The 16,354-nt window shown below is 72.2% G+C and carries 14 protein-coding genes; 8 read left to right on the top strand and 6 right to left on the bottom strand.

Features of this window, described 5'->3' with window-relative positions:
- Nucleotides 1-2: 2 nt before the first annotated feature.
- Both OG730_RS05255 and OG730_RS05260 read right to left on the bottom strand, forming a co-directional pair.
- A complete protein-coding gene (locus OG730_RS05255) occupies nucleotides 3-2,192 on the bottom strand; it encodes a putative bifunctional diguanylate cyclase/phosphodiesterase (protein WP_327303070.1) in 2,190 nt (729 codons plus the stop codon).
- A complete protein-coding gene (locus OG730_RS05260; RefSeq protein ID WP_327303071.1) occupies nucleotides 2,189-3,019 on the bottom strand; it encodes an SAM-dependent methyltransferase in 831 nt (276 codons plus the stop codon). The genes OG730_RS05255 and OG730_RS05260 overlap by 4 nt, the downstream gene beginning before the upstream one ends.
- 961 nt (nucleotides 3,020-3,980) lie before the next feature.
- On the opposite strand from OG730_RS05260, the gene OG730_RS05265 reads away from it, so the two are divergent.
- The 3 genes from OG730_RS05265 to OG730_RS05275 all read left to right on the top strand — a co-directional run bounded on the left by OG730_RS05265 (nucleotide 3,981) and on the right by OG730_RS05275 (nucleotide 5,781).
- Nucleotides 3,981-4,127 (top strand): hypothetical protein, encoded by a 147-nt coding sequence (locus OG730_RS05265; protein ID WP_327303072.1) that lies wholly within the window; start codon nucleotides 3,981-3,983, stop codon nucleotides 4,125-4,127.
- A gap of 40 nt (nucleotides 4,128-4,167) precedes the next feature.
- Nucleotides 4,168-4,938 carry a bestrophin-like domain gene (locus OG730_RS05270; protein WP_327303073.1) on the top strand — a complete coding sequence of 257 codons (771 nt, stop codon included), beginning with the start codon at nucleotides 4,168-4,170 and terminating at the stop codon, nucleotides 4,936-4,938.
- A gap of 216 nt (nucleotides 4,939-5,154) precedes the next feature.
- Complete coding sequence (locus tag OG730_RS05275; RefSeq protein WP_327303074.1) at nucleotides 5,155-5,781, top strand: hypothetical protein; 627 nt, start codon at nucleotides 5,155-5,157, stop codon at nucleotides 5,779-5,781.
- A gap of 145 nt (nucleotides 5,782-5,926) precedes the next feature.
- On the opposite strand, the gene OG730_RS05280 is transcribed toward OG730_RS05275, so the two are convergent.
- Nucleotides 5,927-6,442, bottom strand: a complete 516-nt coding sequence (locus OG730_RS05280; RefSeq protein WP_327303075.1) for a hypothetical protein — start codon at nucleotides 6,440-6,442, stop codon at nucleotides 5,927-5,929.
- Between the two features lie 353 nt (nucleotides 6,443-6,795).
- On the opposite strand from OG730_RS05280, the gene OG730_RS05285 reads away from it, so the two are divergent.
- The gene (locus OG730_RS05285) at nucleotides 6,796-7,485 is read left to right on the top strand and encodes a class F sortase (RefSeq protein ID WP_327303076.1); all 690 of its coding nucleotides are present in this window, start codon (nucleotides 6,796-6,798) and stop codon (nucleotides 7,483-7,485) included.
- A gap of 72 nt (nucleotides 7,486-7,557) precedes the next feature.
- Here OG730_RS05285 and OG730_RS05290 read toward each other — a convergent pair whose 3' ends face one another.
- Entirely contained in the window at nucleotides 7,558-8,478 is a 921-nt protein-coding gene (locus OG730_RS05290) for a polysaccharide deacetylase family protein (RefSeq protein WP_327303077.1), read from the bottom strand.
- A 128-nt stretch (nucleotides 8,479-8,606) separates the two neighbouring features.
- Nucleotides 8,607-11,921 (bottom strand): bifunctional lysylphosphatidylglycerol synthetase/lysine--tRNA ligase LysX, encoded by a 3,315-nt coding sequence (gene lysX / locus OG730_RS05295; RefSeq protein WP_327303078.1) that lies wholly within the window; start codon nucleotides 11,919-11,921, stop codon nucleotides 8,607-8,609.
- A 99-nt stretch (nucleotides 11,922-12,020) separates the two neighbouring features.
- Between lysX and OG730_RS05300 the strand changes: the two genes are divergently transcribed.
- Both OG730_RS05300 and OG730_RS05305 read left to right on the top strand, forming a co-directional pair.
- Nucleotides 12,021-12,515, top strand: coding sequence for a universal stress protein (locus tag OG730_RS05300; RefSeq protein ID WP_442814829.1), 495 nt, complete (start codon nucleotides 12,021-12,023; stop codon nucleotides 12,513-12,515).
- A gap of 181 nt (nucleotides 12,516-12,696) precedes the next feature.
- Nucleotides 12,697-13,422, top strand: coding sequence for a DUF4328 domain-containing protein (locus OG730_RS05305; RefSeq protein ID WP_327303080.1), 726 nt, complete (start codon nucleotides 12,697-12,699; stop codon nucleotides 13,420-13,422).
- A gap of 24 nt (nucleotides 13,423-13,446) precedes the next feature.
- Here the strand turns inward: OG730_RS05305 and OG730_RS05310 are convergent, their stop codons facing one another.
- The gene (locus OG730_RS05310) at nucleotides 13,447-14,673 is read right to left on the bottom strand and encodes a CapA family protein (RefSeq protein WP_327303081.1); all 1,227 of its coding nucleotides are present in this window, start codon (nucleotides 14,671-14,673) and stop codon (nucleotides 13,447-13,449) included.
- A 292-nt stretch (nucleotides 14,674-14,965) separates the two neighbouring features.
- Between OG730_RS05310 and OG730_RS05315 the strand changes: the two genes are divergently transcribed.
- Together OG730_RS05315 and OG730_RS05320 are read left to right on the top strand one after the other, a co-directional pair.
- Nucleotides 14,966-15,505, top strand: a complete 540-nt coding sequence (locus OG730_RS05315) for a sigma-70 family RNA polymerase sigma factor (protein ID WP_327303082.1) — start codon at nucleotides 14,966-14,968, stop codon at nucleotides 15,503-15,505.
- Between the two features lie 57 nt (nucleotides 15,506-15,562).
- Nucleotides 15,563-16,225 carry a class I SAM-dependent methyltransferase gene (locus tag OG730_RS05320; RefSeq protein WP_327303083.1) on the top strand — a complete coding sequence of 221 codons (663 nt, stop codon included), beginning with the start codon at nucleotides 15,563-15,565 and terminating at the stop codon, nucleotides 16,223-16,225.
- Nucleotides 16,226-16,354: the final 129 nt, after the last annotated feature.

Here is a 16,354-nt window from a genome sequence, read left to right on the forward strand (position 1 = left end):
GGTCAGAGGGTGGGCACCGCGTCCGACAGCGACAGGGTGTGGATGCGGTCGGCGGCCCCCGGGCGGGCGTAGTACCAGCCCTGGGCCGTATCGCAGCCGAGGGCCCGGAGCTGGGCGGCCTGGGCGCCGGTCTCCACGCCCTCGACGGTGACGGCGAGTTCGAGGCTGTGGGCCAGCGCCACTATGCCCTCCACGATCTTGACGTCGACCGGGTTGGCCGGTTCCTGCTGCATGCCCTTGGTGAAGGAGCGGTCCAGCTTCAGAACGCTCACGGGGAGGCGGCGCAGGTTGGCCAGGTTCGAGTAGCCGGTGCCGAAGTCGTCGAGGGCGATGTCCACGCCCAGGGCGGCGAGCCGGCGCAGCGGTTCGAGGAGTTCGTCGTCGGCGCCGATCAGGGCCGACTCGGTGACCTCCAGGCACAGGGTGCCCGGAGTCAGGCCGGAGGACTCCAGGACGCGGATCGTGTCGGCGACCAGACCGGGGTGGTGCAGCTGGGTCGGGGACAGGTTGACGTTGATCCGCAGGGTGGCGCCGCCCTGCTGGTGCTGCCAGGCACGGGCCTGGCGGACGGACTCCTCCAGGACCCAGCGGCCGAGCGGCACGATCAGTCCGGTGCGTTCCGCGAGGGGAATGAACCGGTCCGGGCCGAGCACCCCGTGCTGCGGGTGCGACCAGCGCACCAGCGCCTCCGCCCCGTGCACGCTGCCGTCGTGCATGTGGACCAGCGGCTGGTACTCGATGAAGAACTCGCCGCGTTCCAGCGCGGCCGGGAGGGCGTTGGTCAGCCCGTGCCGGGTGATGGCGCGCGCGTCGGCGGCGGCGTCGGCGAACTCGAACCGGTTGCCGCCGGCCGCCTTGGCCCGGTACATCGTGATGTCGGCGCTGCGCAGCACCTCCGCCGGGGTGCGCTCGCGGGCCGGGCCCTCGACGATGCCGATGCTGCCCCGGACCGTCAGCTCACGGCCCTCCAGCCGGATCGGGACGGACAGGGCGGAGAGGATCCGGACGGCGAGTTCGGTGGCCTTCTCCTCGGTGTCGGGTCCGGTGGTCAGCGCCACGAACTCGTCACCGCCGAGCCGGGCGACCACCTCGCCCGGTCCGGTCGCGCAGCTCTGCAGCCGGTCGGCGACCTCCACCAGCAGCCGGTCGCCGGCCGAGTGGCCGAGGCTGTCGTTGACGGCCTTGAAGCCGTCGAGATCGAGGTAGCACAGGCCGAAGCGGGATCCGCCGGCTCCGCTCAGGGCCTTCTCCAGGCGTTCGAAGAAGAGCGTCCGGTTGGGCAGGCCGGTCAGGGCGTCGTGGGTGGCCTCGTAGCGCAGGCGCAGGTTGAGCAGCCGGCGCTCGGTGGTGTCCTCCATCAGGGCCAGCTGGTACTGCGGCACGCCCTCGGCGTCGCGCAGCAGCGACACCGTCAGGTTGGTCCACAGCACGGTCCCGTCGTGCCGGTAGTACGGCTTCTCGACGCGGTAGCTGTCGCGTTCGCCGCGCACGAGTTCCCCGTACATCCGCCACACGTGCGGGGTGTCGTCGGGATGGCTCCACTCGCTGACATTGCGGCCGCGGACGTGCCCGTCCATACCGCCGAACATCTGCAGCAGCGCGTCGTTGATCTCCAGGACGTTGCCGTCCAGATCGGCGATGCCGATCCCGACGGCCGCTCCCTCGAAGACCGCCCGGAAGCGGGCCTCGCTCGCGTGCAGCGCCTGCTGGGCGTCGGCGCGGGCGGTCAGGGCGGAGCGGGCGATGGCCTCCTGCTCCTTGAGGGTGCGTTCGCGCAGGGCGCGGGCGAACCCGGCCGCGATGCCGTGCTGGAGCCGGGCGCAGCGGGACCGGTACTCCTCGGTCCCCTCGACGCTCTCGGCGTCGGGGCCGCCCGGACCGCAGTACAGCACCAGGTAGGACTCGACGACACCGAGCGTGCCGGCCAGGGCCTCCGGGTCGGTGCAGTGGACCGCGACGAGCTCCTCCCCGACCCGCTGGCCGACGGAGGAGTCGAAGGGCCGGGCCCGCAGGGCCTCGACGAGGGTGCGGGTGAGCGGTACGAGGTGGCGTTCGAACTCGGTACGGGTGAGCGAGGTCGCGGTGACCGGGAAGATCGCCCTTCCCCAGATGGTCGCGAACCGCCCGATCCGGTCCTCCAGACCGCCCTGCGGCGCGGCCGGGTCGTCCGCCGTCTGCGTCGGCAGTCTCACGCCTTGCGTCCCACGCCCGCGAATCCCGAGAAGGCGTAGGGGTCTTCGTCCGCGGACTCGCCCTCCTGCCCGCCGGTCGTGTCGGGCCGCCAGTCGGGCATGGACACCAACCCGGGCTCGAGCAGGCCGAAGCCGTCGAAGAAGCCGCGGATCTGCTCCGCGTCCCGCATGACGAGGGGGTTGCGGATCTCGCGGTAGACGCCGACGGTGCCGCTCGCGACCTCCTCCGAGAGCGGGATCCCCTCGTACGAGGCGTGCGTGAGGATCAGCAGGCTGCCGGGGGCCAGCGCGTCGCGCAGCTGGGCGACGGCGGCGTAGGGGTCGTCCGCGTCCTCCAGGAAGTGCAGGACGGCGACCAGCAACAGGGCGACCGGGCGGCTCAGGTCGAGCCCCTGCGCGACCTCGGGGGCGGCCAGGATGTCCTGCGGCTTGCGCAGGTCGGCGGCGACGACCCCGGTGCGCTCGGTGCCGGCCAGGACGGCCTGGCTGTGGGCGACGGCCACCGGGTCGTGGTCGACGTAGACCACGCGCGCCTCGGGGCTGGCGGCCTGGGCGATCTCGTGGACGTTGCCGAAGGTGGGGATGCCGGAGCCGATGTCGAGGAACTGCGTCACGCCCTCGGCGACGGCGTAGCGGACGGCTCGGCGCATGAATGCCCGGTTCGCCTGCATGATCTTGGGCAGACCCGGCATGAATTCCATGGCCCGACGGGCCGCCTGCCTGTCGACCTCGAAATTGTGGGAGCCGCCCAGGTAGTAATCGTAGATGCGGGACACGCTCGGCACCGATATGTCGATGCCCTGCGGGGCCCAGGCGGGGCGCTCCATCGGGGTCTCCAAGCCTTGGTCGTGCGGCGGTCCGGACGGGTCGGACTCCTGTCCGAGCCGAATGTACTGATCATTGCCCAACGGAGCGAGCGAAAGCGGAAATTGCTGATCCGTTCTTCGTCACATGCCAAAGGCCGGACGATCGACCTCCGCGGAATGATCGAAACCGACAAATACCTTTTGAGAAAAGGTCGGTGAACGATCGGAGGCGACGCGAATCTGGCTCAAACCTCCGTAGCCAAAGCCTCACCCGTTCAGGCGAACCAAGGGCAACCTTCCCGCGCGCGGGCGCGCGCGACCCCATGATCCCCGGGTGAAAAGAGCCTCTTCCAGGCGCCTGTTGGCAGTACCGGTCCTCCTGTGGGCGGCCCTGTCCGCGACACCGGCCATGGCCGATAGCAGCGCATACGCGACGATCGACCCCGGCGACGGGACGGCCGCCGTCAGGCAGGCCTTGACCACCCTGGGCGGCGCGACCGGGGGCATCCGAGGTGGCGGACGTCACGGCGAGCAGGCCGACCAGGGCGGCCGTGGCGACCACGGCAACCAGGCCGGCCGGGGTGATCGCGGCAACCGGGGCGGATCCGGTCAAGGCCACGGTCAAGGCCACGGCGGACACGGGGGCGGCCACGGTGGTGGACACGGCCACGGCCACGGTGGCCACCACGGCCACCCGCCCTGCCCGCCGCCTCCTCCCCCGCCGTGCCCGCCCAAGCCCACCCCGAAGCCCCCTCCGCCGCCCCACCCGAAGCCCACGCCCACCCCGACACCACCCCCACCACCACCCCCGCCGCCGCCCGCCCCGAAACCGGTGCCCACACCCCCCGCACCGGCCCCGCCCCCCGTGCGCCCGGCCCCCGCTCCCCCGGCCCCCGAGCCGGCCCCGAAGCCGATTCCGAAGCCGATTCCGAAACCCGTCGCGGAGCCACCGGCACCGCCGGCGCCACCCCGGGTGATCCCCGTGGCCGTGCCCAAGAAGCCGGTCGCGCGCCCCGCCTACCACGCGGCGGCCCGCAAGCCGGTAGAGCGCCACATCTCACCGGTGACCTTCACCTTGATGACCGCGGCCCCCGCGGTGCTCGCGATCGTCGCGCTGCGCCCGCGCTAGAGCCGCCGCATTCCACCCCCGTAATCGATTGGGAGTCATCTTGTCGGAATGGCTCGTCCTGTCCCTCGCGATGGCCGCCGCGTGTGCCGTGGTGCTGTCCATCGCCTTCTTCAACCAGCGCCGGATCGGTGAGGACGACGATCCCAGCGAGACCCCGGACGTCATCGAGTACATGACGATGATGATCGGCGTGATCTACGCGATCGTGCTGGGCCTGGCGATCGCCGGCGTCTGGGAGGGCCGCGGGGCCGCCCAGGAATACGTGCGCCAGGAATCGCAGGCCCTGCACGAGATCAGCGTCCGCTCCGAGGTCTACCCGGCGGACGTGCGCAAGAAGATCAGGTCAGACGTCGACGCCTACGTGACCTACGTCGTCGACACCGAATGGAAGGAGATGGCCGAGAACGGCGAGCTGACGGACCGCAGCGGGGAGCTGCTGGAACGCATCCGCCGTGATGTGACGGACTACGAACCGCAGACCGACCACGAGGGCCAGGCGTACCAGCCGCTCGTGGACCAGGTCGCCGTGGTCGACGACGCGCGCAACGCGCGCGGCCAGAGCGCCGGGGCCACCATGCCCGGAGTGGTCTGGTTCGGCCTGATCGCCGGGGCCCTGGTGACGGTGGGGCTGATCTTCACCTTGCAGATCAGGCGCTCGTTCCGGGAACTGCTGCTGGCCGGGCTGTTCAGCGCGCTGATCGCGTTCCTGCTGTTCCTCATCTGGGACTTCGACGCACCCTTCGGACGGGGCGTCGCCGCCACGGCCGAGCCGTTCCTCTCCCAGTTCCCGCATCTGGGCCTGGGCGGCTGACACCGCGCCACCCCCTGCCGGGGTCGGCAACCCGGTCGCCCAATAAACCGGGGACGGGCCTCCCGTCCCCGGTTCGGCCTACGTCCATGCCCCATTCGCCCGTTCCTGATCGCGGGCCGCCCCGCCCGGACCTAGCGTGGCGGACATCGAGGCGCACGACCCCCCACGTGCGGAAACCGTTCCGCGGCTGCTCCTCGGGGATCCGGAGAATCATCCATGGGCGCGATACCCACCTCCCCCACAGCCCTGTTGGGCGCCGCCGCGGCGGGCGCCCTCCTCTTCTGCGGCGCAGTGCCCGCACCCGCCGCGCGCGCGGCCGAGGCCGCGCCGATCACCTCCTTCGGTTTCGCCATCACCCCCTCGACGGTCGCCCCCGGCGGCCAGGTGGTGCTGTCCGTCACCGGCTGCAACGCCGCCTTCGCCACCGTCTCCTCCGGCATCTTCGACACCGTGAGCATCGACCGGGGCAAGACCGCACGGGTCACCGTGGACCGGGACGCGCGGCGCGGAGCCCAGTACTCCGTCTCCTTCACCTGCGCCGGCGAGACCGGCTCGGCCGACCTCACCATCACCGGCGGCACGGGCAGGCCCACGACCAGTTCCACCGTCGGCGCCCGAAAGACACCGAGCGCCAGCGCGAGCGCGGTCGCCGGTACGAGTACGGGTACCGGCACCGGTACGGGCGCTTCGCGCCGGGCCACCCTCGGTGTCCGCGGCGGCCTCGGCGGCAGTATCGCCGGACTCGACCCCCTGGAACTCGGCGCCGGCGCGGGGCTCGTCCTCGGCGGTCTGGTCGGCCTCGGCTACGCCCTGCGCCGCCGGGACATCCGCCGCATCCACTGATCGCGCGCCACCGCGGGGCCGCCCCCACCCGGTCTCACCCGGTCTCACCACAACCTCATCTCCCCGAAAACGCCGGTCGCCCCGTGTCCTGGCCAGGACACGGGGCGACCGGCGGTTGTCCGGGCCGACCGGGGAGGTCGGCCGGTCAGGCCCGGCCGCGGATCGGGCGCCGGCGGCGCATCACGTGGGCACCGGCACCCAGGGCCGCCGCACCGACGAGGCTCGCGCCGATGGCGGTCTCGGTGGTGGACGGGCCGAGGGATCCGCCGATGCCGCCCTGGGCGCCGCGGCCGTCCAGGATCGTGAAGCGGTGCGTGGCGACCAGGCTGTTGTCGTGGCACTTGACCGACAGGGTCTGGTGCCCGGGCGAGGCGTGGTTGAAGATCCGGACCGTCGCGAAGCCGATGGAGCCGGCGGACAGGTTCGTCTGGGGAAAGTTGCCGTGCGAGAAGACGATGCCGCCGTGGCCGCAGCCGGCCGCGCTGACCTGCATCGTGGAGCCCTGGTGCACGGAGTACGGGTTGACCGTGACATTGCTGGGTCCGCCGTTTCCTCCCGAGGGCGGACCGCCCGCGGGGTTCGCGGAGGCGAATGGGGCACTGAGGGCGATGGCGGCGCAAGTGGCCGCCGCGGTCACGGTAAGAGCGCGGAGAACACGCATGGTGGAACCTCCAGCGGGAAGCGCCCCGGAGCGGTGGCCCGGGCAGATCGACGAGAACGCCTCCCACCACGAACCCTCTGTTCGGTCCGCAACCAGCGCATGTCCAGCTTTGGGCCGCAAGGTTGAGCGACACGCCGATGCGCGGCGGCGTTCGCTGACGGATCCGCAGGTCACGACCCGTCAGGCATTTATGTGACGATTACCTGGATGGGCGCACCCCTTACGGCCCCACCACCCGTTCGCCCTTCCCCGATCGCCGTCCCGCACGCACCGGCTTAGCGTGCGTGAAGTAGGGCGTGAAGGGGTGGGACAGGAACGCGGGTCGGGACCCCCGCGTCCGGGAAGGGAGAACCATGCTCGAGGACGAGGGTGAGAGGCCACCGAGGAGGCGCTCCCCCTGGGGTGCGATCGCGCTGGTCATGCTCAGCGGCCTCGCCATGATGCGCAACGGAGCCGAGGCCGGCGACGGACCCCCGCAGCCGGCCGCGGCCGCGGCGGTCAGCGCACCGGCCGGGGCGACGGTCGGGCAGCCGGCCGATCAGGCACCCGCCGAGCTGCCCGTTCCGGCGCCGGACATGGAGGCGCTGGACCACTCGTCGGTCCAGCGCATCCGGATCCCGTCGATCAGCGTGGACGCGCCGGTGATGACGGTCGGGCTGGACGCGCAGGGATGGATCGACGCGCCGCCCCCGCAGGACAAGAACCTGGCCGGCTGGTACCTCAACGGCATCTCGCCGGGCCAGCAGGGTTCGGCGGTGATCGTGGGTCACGTGGACAACGCGCAGGGCCCCGCGGTCTTCTACGGGCTGGGCTCGGTCCAGAAGGGCAGCCGCATCGAGGTGGCGCGCTACGACGGTCGCACGGCGGTGTTCGAGGTGTACGGCGTGGAGGTCTTCTCCAAGAGCACCTTCCCCGGATCCCGGGTGTACGGGGACACCGGGCACCCGGAACTCAGGGTGATCACGTGCGGCGGCGGCTACTCGAAGGGGCGCGGCTACGACGGCAACGTCGTCGTGTTCGCGCGGATGGTGGAGGCCCGCTGACCGACTCGTGCGCGGCCGCGGCGGACGCCGCCGCGGCCGCGCACGGGGTACGGCCCCTTGCCGGTTCCGCCGTCAGCGCGGCGGCAGCTCGGGCAGCGTCATCCGAAATCCCCGTCCGAGCAGTTGCGGCAGGTAGCTCGCCAGCGCCTGCACGCTCTGCGAGCGGTTGCCGCCCGCGTCGTGGTTCAGCACGATCACGCCGGGCGCGGCCTGCTTGAGGACCCGCGACACGATCGCGGTGGTGCCCGGCTCCTTCCAGTCCAGGGTGTCCACGGTCCAGGCGAGCGGTTCCATGCCGAGCTCCGCGCCGATCTCGAAGGCGGCCCGGTTCCAGGCCCCGTAGGGCGCCCGGAACCACTGCGGAGCGGTGCCGGCGGCCTGTTGTACGACCTCGCTCGTGCGGCCGATCTCGGAGGCCATCGCCGGCCGGCTGATCTTGGTGAGCTGCGGATGGGTCCAGGTGTGGTTGCCGATGACGTGGCCCTCGGCCACCATCCTGCGCAGCAGGTCCTTGTTGTCCACCGCCATCTCCCCACAGACGAAGAACATGGCACGGACGCCGTGGCGCGCGAGCGTGTCCAGGATGCCCGGGGTGTAGCGGGGGTCGGGGCCGTCGTCGAAGGTGAGGGTCATGGCGCTCGCCGACCCACTTCCTCCTTGGGCCCCGGCGGGCAGTTCCAGGATCGGCCGGGTCCGCACGGCGGGCTGCGCCGCGGGGACGCGCTCCGGGGCCCCTTCGGAGGTCATCGGTTCGAGCCGGTACGGGGATCCGCGCGGGAACCGCGGCAGCCCGGCGGGGGCTCCGGTGAGGGGGCCGGGTCCTGCGGCGCCGCCGGGCGGCGGTCCCGCCGCGGGAGTCCCCGTACCTCCGGCGCCCGGTGTCGGCAGATCGGTTTCGCCGCCCGTCAGCAGTCCTGCGGCGGCGGCGACTCCGAGGAAGACGGCGGAGCGCAGGAGCACGCGTCGCCCTACTGTCGGCTCGTCATTTTTCATTACTACTACGTATCAACGACATCGCCGCAGATGTCGAGAGGCGCGGACGCGCCCCCGCGCGCTCACCCGCCCGGAGTAGTCCCGCTGGTCGGCGACGGCCTGTCGGCCCCGCCGTCCAGCCTCTTCCGTCAGCCCCGCCGCACCAGCGGGAACGGCAGCGTCTCCCGGATCGTCAGACCCGTGAGGAACATGACGAGCCGGTCGACCCCGATGCCCAGCCCGCCGGTCGGCGGCATCGCGTACTCCAGCGCGTCGAGGAAGTCGTTGTCGAGCTCCATCGCCTCCGGGTCCCCGCCCGCCGCCAGCAGCGACTGCGCGGTCAGCCGGCGCCGCTGTTCCACGGGGTCGGTCAGCTCCGAGTAGGCGGTGCCCAGTTCGGTGCCGAAGGCCACCAGGTCCCAGCGCTCGGCGAGCCGGGGGTCCTTGCGGTGCTGCCGGGTGAGCGGGGAGACGTCGGTGGGGAAGTCCTTGTAGAAGGTGGGCAGCTTGGTGCGCTCCTCCACGAGCCGCTCGTACATCTCCAGGACCACGTCGCCCCGGGTGTTGTCGGGCGTGTGCGGCACGGCCGCGCGGTCGCACAGCCGCCGCAGGACGTGCTCCTCGGTGTCGGCGTCGACCTCCTCGCCCAGGGCCTCGCTGATCGCCCCGTACATCGTCTTGACCGGCCAGGGCCCGGAGATGTCGTGGACGACGAGCTTTCCGTCCGGTCCGGCCTTGTGCGCGATCGGCGAGCCGAAGGCGGCCGTGGCGGCGCCCTGGATCAGCTCGCGGGTCAGGTCGAGCATCACGTCGTAGTCGGCGAAGGCCTGGTAGGCCTCCAGCATCGTGAACTCGGGGTTGTGCTTGTAGGAGACGCCCTCGTTGCGGAAGGTGCGGCCCATCTCGAAGACCTTCTCCATGCCGCCCACGCACAGCCGCTTCAGGTACAGCTCGGGCGCGATGCGCAGGTACAGGTCGAGGTCGTAGGCGTTGATGTGGGTGCGGAACGGCCGGGCGTTGGCCCCGCCGTGGATCTGCTGGAGCATCGGGGTCTCGACCTCCAGGTAGCCCCGGTCCAGCAGTCCCTGACGCAGGGCCTGGACGGCGCTGGAGCGGGCCCGTACGACGTCGCGCGCCTCGGGGCTGGCGACCAGGTCGAGGTAGCGCATGCGGACCTTCGCCTCCGGGTCGGCGAGGCCCTTGCGCTTGTCGGGCAGCGGGCGCAGGCATTTACCGGTGAGCTGCCAGGAGTCGACGACCACCGACAGTTCGCCGCTCTTGCTGGCGCCGACCTCGCCGCTCGCGACGACGTGGTCGCCGAAGTCCACCTGGGAGGTGAAGGTGTCGAGCACGGCGGCGCCCGCCTCATCGCGGGTGAACATCAGCTGGACGTCCCCGGACCAGTCCCGCAGCACCGCGAACACCACGCCGCCGAGGTCGCGCACGACCATCACGCGTCCGGCGAGGGTGACCGGCGAGCCGGTGCGGGCGCCGGGCGGGTATCCGGGGTGCGCGGCCTTCAGCTCGGCGACGGTGTGGGTGCGCTGCGGGATGCCGACGGGGTACGGGTCGGTGCCGGCGGCCCTGATCCGCTCCAGCTTGTCGTGCCGTACCCGGACCTGTTCGGGCTGCCGCTCGGCCCGTGCGGCCTCGCCGTCCTCCTCCCCTACGGACTCCAGCCCGAGGGACTCGATGGGCGGCAGGCCGGCGGTGGTGGCGGGGGCGGTGAGCCCGCGCGGGTGGCCGTTGCCCCACAGGGTGCGCATGCTCGGCACGGAGACGAACCCCTCGGCGATGCCGGAGGCGAGGCTGACCCGGGCGAGCGAGCCGGCGTCCTGGAAGCAGAGGAACCGCGGGTACCACTCGGGGCCGTACTTGACGTTCGAGCGGTACAGCGCCTCCAGCTGCCACCAGCGGGAGAAGAAGAGCAGCAGCTTGCGCCACACCTTGAGGACGGGACCGGCGCCGATCCGGCCGCCCTCCTCGAAGGCGGAGCGGAAGACGGCGAAGTTGAGGGAGACGCGGCGCACGCCCAGGCCCGGGGCGGCCGCGCAGAGCTCGGCGACCATGAACTCCATGACCCCGTTGGGGGCGGCCCGGTCGCGGCGCATCAGGTCGAGGGAGATGCCGTCCTTGCCCCAGGGCACGAAGGAGAGCAGGGCGATCAGCTCGCCCTTGTCGTCGAAGGCCTCCACGAGCAGGCAGTCGCCGTCGGCGGAGTCCCCGAGCCGGTCGAGGGCCATGGAGAAGCCGCGTTCGGTCTCGGTGTCGCGCCATTTGTCGGCCCGGTCCACGATCGTCTGCATCTCGTCCTCGGAGAGGGCGGAGTGGCGGCGGATGACCGTACTGGCCCCGGTGCGCTTGACCCGGTTGACGGCCTGGCGGGTGACGCGCATGTCGCGGCCGTCGAGGTCGAAGTGGGCGACGTGCAGGATGGCCTCGTCGCCGAGCTGAAGAGCGCCGAGTCCGGAGCGGGCGTACGCGGTCGCGCCGTCCTCGGAGGCGCCCATGACGGCGGGCTGCCAGCCGTAGCGGCGGGCGACGGCGAGCCAGGCGTCGATGGCGGGGGTCCACGCGGCGGGGTCGCCGACGGGGTCGCCGCTGCCGAGGCAGACGCCGGCCTCGACCCGGTAGGTGACGGCGGCCTTGCCGTTCGGGGCGAACACGACGGCCTTGTCCCGCCGGGTGGCGAAGTAGCCGAGGGAGTCGCCCCGTCCGTAGGCGCCCAGCAGGGCCCGGATGCGGGGCTCCTCGTCCCCGTGCAGGGCGGCGGTCAGCCGCTGGGAGCGGAAGAGGGTGGCGGCGGCGTTCAGCAGGGCGAGGGCGCCGAAGAGGCCGAGCAGGAAGTACAGGGGTCTGGCGGGGTGGCCGTCGAACTGCCGGGCGGAGAAGAGCCCGCCGAAGACCTGCTTGGCGGACCAGTCCAGCCACTGCCCCTTGGGCAGGGTTCCCGGGAAGAGCGCGACCAGGCCCCAGCCGAGGAACACGGCCGCGAGCAGGCCGAGGCCGAGCACGAGCATGGCCCGCCACAGGGCCCCCGGCCGGGAGGCGGCGTTGAACTCCTTGCGCGCGGCGATCAGGATCGCGAGGGCGGCGACCGCCAGGGCCATGGAGGAGAAGCCCACCCAGTAGTCCTCGGCGGCGATGGTCAGTACGTCGACCAGGAGCAGCAGGGCCAAATAGGTGACGACGATCCACCAGGCGACCTTCTTGCGCATGCCGAGTGCCGCGGCGAGCAGGAAGAGGAAGACGGCGTAGGCGAGGTTGGCGCTGACCGGTACGACGATGAGGTCGAGGAAGCGCACGACGGGCCGCAGCAGGCGGCGCAGCGTCGGGGAGAGCGCCAGCAGGGCGCAGAACAGCCCGAGGGTTCCGAAGAACGCTCCGAAGGCATCGGGTACCCGGTTCAGGAAGCGGCTGCGGCTGGCGCGCGTCCCGCGCGTCTCCTCCACGGTGGCACTCATGGTTCGCACTGTAGGGAGGGCCGCGCCCCTTCGCGCGGTGAGCGGGTTTAGGGCGTGTGTCGCGGATCAGGCCGGATCAGTCCGCGGCGCGGGCCCGGCATGATCCGCGACACACGCCCTAACCTCGGGAGGGTGACAGAGCATGTGAGTACGGGATTCGAGCGCGGTACGGACGGTCCGAAGGTGATCCTCGCCGGGGTGGACGGGTCGCAGTCCTCGCTCCGCGCGGCCTCCTACGCCGCGGGGCTGGCCCGGCGGCAGAACGCGCTGCTGGCGCTGGTGTACGTCCAGCCGGTGATGCCGGCCGGGGCCTCGCTGGGAGCGCCGGTGTCGGAGGCCACGGAGGAGATCGCGGAGGGGCTGGTGGCCGAGATCCGGGAGTCCGCGGAGCGGCTGAAGGGCGTCTACGACGTCCGGTGGCAGTTCCACACCTTCCGCGGGGACGCGTACGCCGGGCTGGTGAGCGCGGCGGAGGAGCTGATGGCGGACGCGGTGGTGGTCGGGGCCTCGGAGCAGGCCGGGCACCGGATCGTGGGCTCGGTGGCGATCCGTCTGGTGAAGGCGGGGCGCTGGCCGGTGACCGTGGTTCCGTAGCCGGGGCCGGCCGCCGCTCCCCCGGCATCGCCCTGCCCTGCGGTACCTGTTTGCCCACGCAACCTGATCACCGTAGACGTCGGGGCCGCGGCTGACGTATGTTCGGGCAGCTCGGACGGCCTGTGGGCCGTTCCGCTTCCCTGTCATACGTCGCACATGTTCCCGTGGGGGGTACTCCGTCATGTCCTCGATCGCGCCCGCTCCGTCACCGTCCCCCTCACCCTCTCCGCCGTCCCGGCCCGCCCAGGTCCTGCGTTCCCCGCAGGCGAGCGCGACCGCCGTGACCGTGCTGCTGTCCGTGGGAGCGGTGTTCACTCTGCTCTCGGCCTGGGGAAAGCTGTACATGTGGCAGCAGCTGGAGGAGGTGCTCTCCGATCCCTCGGGCATCATCCACGGCCAGATCGTCTCGCACGACATCCTCATCAACCTGGTCGGATTCGCCGAGAGCCTCACGATGCTGGCGACGACCGTGGTCTTCATCGTGTGGTTCCACCGGGTCCGCTGCAATGCCGAGGTGTTCCGCCCGGACGGCTTCAGCCAGTCGGCGGGCTGGGCCATCGGCGGGTGGTTCGTCCCGATCGCGAACCTCTTCTTCCCGTACCGGACGGCTCGGGAGACCTGGAACGCCAGCACGCAGAACGCGCCCGACGGCTCCTTCCGCTCCGTCTCCGGCGCCCCGGTGGTCACGTGGTGGCTGGCGTGCGTGGCCGCCTGGCTCCTCAACGGACTCGGCTCGTACAACTACAGGATGGCGGTGGGGGCCGCGGAACTCCGCGACGCCTATCCCCTCGCCATGGTCGCGGACCTGGTCATCGTCGTGGCCGCCGTGCTGGCGGTCCTCTTCGTGCGCAAGCTGACCGCGCTCCAGGGCGTCAAGGCCGCCCAGGGTCCGAACGCCGCGGCCTGACCGCCCCCTCGGACCCTTCCGCTCCTACTTCGCCATCGTCAGCCCGTCCTTGGCCGCGCCGCGGCCCAGGACCGCCTCGGCGATCTCGTCGCGCGCCTCCTCGTATTCCCGGGCGGCCTCGCGGCCGGGCGACCGGTCGAGGGCGGCGGGGAGGTTGACGACCCGGCCCGCTCCCAGGTCCATCATCTGCGGGACGAACTCGGCCTTGGTGACCTGCCAGCGCTGCCCGGGGGCGGCCGGCGGGGCGAAGGTGAAACGGCCGATGGAACCGTAGTTGCCGCGCATGTCCCGTGCGCCGCCGTAGTTGAACATCTCGCCCGCGACCTGGTCACCCATGCCGTAGACGATCCAGGTCCCGTTGACCTTCTCGTACGCCTGCGGGATGTGGGCGTGCGTGCCGAGGATCATGTCCACGTCGGGGCGCCCGCCGGTCCGCGAGGCGGTCAGCGCCTTGCCGAGCGCGAGCTGCCTCTCGTCCGGTTCGGTCTGCCATTCCGTGCCCCAGTGCAGGCTGACCAGGACCACGTCGGCGCCCGCCTTCCGGGCCGCCCGCGAGTCCGCGACGATCTTCTCCTGCTCCATCAGGTTGACCGCCCAGGGCTGGCCCTCGGGCATCGGGTAGCCGTTGGTGTCGTAGGTGTACGCGAGGTGCGCGACCTTCGCGGAGCCCGCGGTGTACATCGTCACGGTGCCCGCCTCGGCCTGCGTACGGGCCGAGCCCGCGTGTTTCAGACCGACCTTGTCGAAGCGGTCGAGGGTGCGCTTGAGACCGGCGGCGCCTGCGTCGAGGGTGTGGTTCGAGGCCGTGGAACAGCCGTCGTACCCGGTGTCCTTGAGGCCGTCGGCGACCTCGGGCGGGGACTGGAAGGCGGGGTAGCCGGTGAACGGGCCGTCCTCCGGCCCGTAGATGGTCTCCATGTGACACAGGGCCAGGTCGGCCGCCGAGACGATCGGCTTGACCGCGGAGAACATCGGCCGGAAGTCGTGGCCGTCGCCGTCCGCGTCGGAGGCGGCCCGCCGGATGACCGACTCGTGGGGCAGCACGTCGCCGCTCGCGACCAGGGTGAAGCCCCTCTGCGAGCCCGCGGCCGGGGCCGTGGTGGATCCGGGAGCGCCCGAGGCCGCCCGGGCGGAGGACGGGGAGCCGGCGAGGCGCGCGGGCGCGGGGTCACCGCCCGCCGAGCAGCCGGCGACGGCCGACAGCACCACGGCGGTCAGGAGGGCGAGGGCGTGGCGGGTACGTGCGGTCATCTGTCCCGGCTCTCCTTGGCTGGCTCGATAAATACGACTACCCGATCTTCAGTCAATCCATAGAAAGAGACGCCCGAAGTCAAGGAACGGCTCCGCCCCCGGCCACGCGCTCACCCCAATGGCCGTTCGGCGCGCCGTTCGACCGTTCACCGCCCCGCGTGGCCGCCCACCGGACGACCCGGGTGCTTGGGCGCACCGTCCGGACGGGACGGTTCCCGGGCGGCCCGGCGCAGGTCAGGGTGGATCCGTCGACCTCGACCGACCCCGCACCGACCCCCGGAAGGAGCCTCCCGTGCCCCTCGCCCCCACCCTGCGCCGCACCGACCCCGAGGCACTGGCCGAACTCCAGCGCGAACACGGACGGGCCCTGTTCGGTTTCCTGCTGGGCCTCACGGCCGGGGACGCCCAGCGCGCGGAGGACCTCGTCCAGGAGACCCTGCTGCGCCTCTGGCAGCATCCCGAGGTCCTGGGCGGCGCCTACGAGTCCCTGCGTCCCTGGCTGTTCACGGTGGCCCGGCGGCTCGCCATCGACGCCCGGCGGGCACGCCTGTCCAGGCCCATGGAGGTGGACCCGGAGGGGCTGGACCAGGCACCCGCGCCGGGGGACGCGGTGGCGGGCTCGGTGACGGCCATAGACGTACGGCGGGCCGTGGGCTCCCTGGGGCCGGAGCACCGCGACGTCCTGGTGCAGGTCTACTTCCAGGACCGCTCGGTGGCCGAGGCCGCGGCCGAGCTCGGCATTCCGGCGGGAACGGTCAAGTCCCGTACGTACTACGCCCTGCGCGCCCTGCGGAAGGACCTCCAGGGCTACGGATACGGACTCGGCGCCTGAGGGCGGGCCGGCCGGTGTCCACCGGGCGTTGTCAGTGCCGGCTGCGAGACTCGCGGGATGCCGAACTCCACGAACACCGCAGAGATCTCCGCCTACTGGGACACGGCCGCTCCCCGGTTCGACGAGGAGCCGGACCACGGCCTGCGGGCCCCGGAAACCCGCGACGCGTGGGCCGACCTCATCCGCTCCTGGCTGCCGGCCGGACCGCTCGACGTCCTCGACGTGGGCTGCGGCACCGGTTCGCTGTCCCTGCTGGCCGCCGAGGCCGGGCACCGGGTCACCGGGGTGGACCTCTCGCCGCGGATGGTCGGGCGGGCCCGGGCGAAACTGGCCGCCGCCGGACTGCCGGGCCGGTTCCTGGTCGGCGACGCCGCCGCACCGCCCACCGGCGACCAGCGGTTCGACGTCCTGCTCTCCCGCCACCTGGTGTGGACCCTGCCCGCCCCGGAGGCCGCGCTCGGCGACTGGATCGGCCGACTGCGCCCGGGCGGCACCCTGGTGCTGGTCGAGGGCCGCTGGCGCGAGGCCGACGCGAGCGCCCCGCCGTACGTTCCCGGAGCCGAGACCCTGCCCTGGGCGGGCGGCGTCGGCGCCGGCCAACTCGCCGCCGCCGTAAGGCCGCTCGTCACCGCCCTGCGCGTCGAGCCCCTCGGCGACAACGCGGCCCTGTGGGGACGGGCGGTGACCGACGAACGCTACGCCGTGATCGCCACGGTCTGACCGGTCCCGCACCCGCGAGAGGCCCATCGGCCCGAGGCGCGGCGAACGCGTCAAAGAATGGCCTGAACACCCGCGAACCGGACACGAACCGCATCGAAACCGGCATCGGACCGTTCAAGTTGAGTAAAC

Origin of the sequence: Streptomyces sp. NBC_01298 (assembly GCF_035978755.1) — a bacterium.
Taxonomy (GTDB): Bacteria; Actinomycetota; Actinomycetes; order Streptomycetales; family Streptomycetaceae; genus Streptomyces.

What these genes read in the sequence shown, in the direction of transcription:
- OG730_RS05260 (WP_327303071.1), bottom strand. Translation starts at nt 3,019, where the DNA reads ATGGAGCGCCCCGCCTGGGCCCCGCAGGGCATCGACATATCGGTGCCG.
- OG730_RS05275 (WP_327303074.1), top strand. Translation starts at nt 5,155, where the DNA reads ATGGGCGCGATACCCACCTCCCCCACAGCCCTGTTGGGCGCCGCCGCG.
- OG730_RS05280 (WP_327303075.1), bottom strand. Translation starts at nt 6,442, where the DNA reads ATGCGTGTTCTCCGCGCTCTTACCGTGACCGCGGCGGCCACTTGCGCC.
- OG730_RS05285 (WP_327303076.1), top strand. Translation starts at nt 6,796, where the DNA reads ATGCTCGAGGACGAGGGTGAGAGGCCACCGAGGAGGCGCTCCCCCTGG.
- OG730_RS05290 (WP_327303077.1), bottom strand. Translation starts at nt 8,478, where the DNA reads ATGAAAAATGACGAGCCGACAGTAGGGCGACGCGTGCTCCTGCGCTCC.
- lysX (WP_327303078.1), bottom strand. Translation starts at nt 11,921, where the DNA reads ATGAGTGCCACCGTGGAGGAGACGCGCGGGACGCGCGCCAGCCGCAGC.
- OG730_RS05300 (WP_442814829.1), top strand. Translation starts at nt 12,021, where the DNA reads ATGATCCGCGACACACGCCCTAACCTCGGGAGGGTGACAGAGCATGTG.
- OG730_RS05305 (WP_327303080.1), top strand. Translation starts at nt 12,697, where the DNA reads ATGTCCTCGATCGCGCCCGCTCCGTCACCGTCCCCCTCACCCTCTCCG.
- OG730_RS05310 (WP_327303081.1), bottom strand. Translation starts at nt 14,673, where the DNA reads ATGACCGCACGTACCCGCCACGCCCTCGCCCTCCTGACCGCCGTGGTG.
- OG730_RS05320 (WP_327303083.1), top strand. Translation starts at nt 15,563, where the DNA reads ATGCCGAACTCCACGAACACCGCAGAGATCTCCGCCTACTGGGACACG.